Annotated in this window: 1 protein-coding gene; it reads left to right on the top strand. The window is 53.5% G+C overall.

Going from position 1 to position 1,202, the window contains the following annotated elements:
- Positions 1-74: 74 nt before the first annotated feature.
- Positions 75-1,186 (top strand): IS3 family transposase gene (locus CRO06_RS19770; RefSeq protein WP_233918458.1). Its coding sequence is split into 2 segments (ribosomal slippage): positions 75-336 and positions 336-1,186, totalling 1,113 coding nucleotides; the frame shifts between segments, so codons are not numbered across the junction.
- Positions 1,187-1,202 lie beyond the last annotated feature (16 nt).

Genomic DNA, 1,202 nt, shown 5'->3' with positions numbered 1-1,202 from the left:
TGTAACCATCCCCTAAAATCGGTGAATGCGTAATTAGAGTTCTCCGACCTACAATGAGGCAAACGGAGAACGACATGAAGAAATCGCGGTACAGCGAGTCACAGATCGTCAAGATTCTGAAGGAGGTCGAGGGCGGTCGCCTGGTCAAGGAAGTGTGTCGGGAGTACGGCATCTCCGATGCGACCTACTACAACTGGAAATCCAAGTACGGCGGAATGGAAGCCTCTGATGTGAAGCGCCTCAAGGAGCTTGAAGAGGAAAACCGCCGACTGAAGCAGATGTACGCCGAGCTGAGTCTGGATCACAAACTGCTGAAGGATGTGATCGAAAAAAAGCTGTAAAGCCAGCCGTTCGACGAGAACTGGTGAATTACCTGAAGCAGGCGCATGGTGTCAGCATCCGCAGAGCCTGCCGAATTGCTGGCATCAGCGACTCTGTGTACCGGTATCGGCCGGATACCTCCCGGGATGAACCGGTGATTGCAGCGCTTCAGAGCGCGACTGAACGCTATCCCGCCTATGGTTTCAGCAAACTGTTCAAGGTGCTGCGACGCTGGGGACACGGGTGGAATCACAAGCGGGTACATCGGCTGTATTGTGCGCTCAACCTGAACAAACGACGACGGGGCAAAAAACGACTCCCGACACGAAATCCGGAGCCATTAAGCGTACCAGCGACCGTCAATCGATGTTGGTCCATGGATTTCATGAGCGACAGTCTGTTCTGTGGTCGCCGCTTCCGTACCTTCAACGTAGTGGACGACTTCAACCGCGAGGTACTGGCTATCGAGGTTGATCTGAACCTACCAGCTCCGAGGGTCATACGGGTTCTGGAACGCATCATCGCTTGGCGAGGCTACCCGGCCAAACTACGCATGGATAACGGCCCGGAATTCATCTCGATCGCCTTGGCAGACTGGGCCGAGCAACACGGCATTGCGTTGGAATTTATCAAACCCGGGACACCCACTCAGAACTCGTATGTTGAGCGTTTCAATCGAACTTATCGGGACGAGATCCTGAACATGTATGTCTTCCGGAACCTCACCGAGGTGAGAGAACTGACCGAGTCCTGGATGACAGAATACAACGATGAGCGCCCACACGATTCACTGGAAGATCTGACACCATGGGAATACCTGGCGAAACACAAACGGGCGGAGAACTCTAATCAACGGTGCAACTGAAACAGGGATGTTTACA

Source organism: Alloalcanivorax xenomutans, from assembly GCF_900217905.1.
Classification (GTDB): domain Bacteria; phylum Pseudomonadota; class Gammaproteobacteria; order Pseudomonadales; family Alcanivoracaceae; genus Alloalcanivorax; species Alloalcanivorax xenomutans.
Note: the sequence above shows the minus strand (reverse complement) of the source record. Positions and strands in the feature narration are given on the sequence as shown.